This is a genomic window from Lysinibacillus sp. RU7 (assembly GCF_057837305.1).
Window position 1 is genome coordinate 1 of the sequence record NZ_JBYQFK010000078.1, and the last position, 383, is coordinate 383.

Sequence of the window (383 nt, forward strand, 5' to 3'; positions counted from 1 at the left end):
TTGAACGCCATACGCATTATCGCAGAACAACTCGCTCAGTTCTATCAAGCATTTCAACAGGATCGACACACCTGGCAAGCATTATTACATGTCTATTGCCAGGAATTAAGCCGAAATGCGACCAAGTCACCCCGAAAAGGTAGCACATTACCTCTTGAAAAACTCAAGGACTACCAAAGTAGTAAATAAAACCCTGTTCCTTAAGTGGAAGAAGGTTTATTTAGCATGTCTTAAAATAGGACTGCTCTTTTTATAAGTTACCCATGTATCAAACAAAATAAACAACGGCACCGAAAGAGCCCCTTTTACCTCAACTAAAGCAGTGAAAACAGGTGATGCCGTCTACTGTGGAACGGTTGAAAAAGCTTAAGTTTACAGCTATG

At 40.5% G+C, this 383-nt stretch carries 1 protein-coding gene; it reads left to right on the plus strand.

All coding sequences use genetic code 11. From position 1 onward, the window contains the following. A partial coding sequence (locus AC3II9_RS21575; protein WP_489158734.1) for a hypothetical protein occupies positions 1-189 on the plus strand: 189 nt, incomplete at its 5' end. Positions 190-383: the final 194 nt, after the last annotated feature.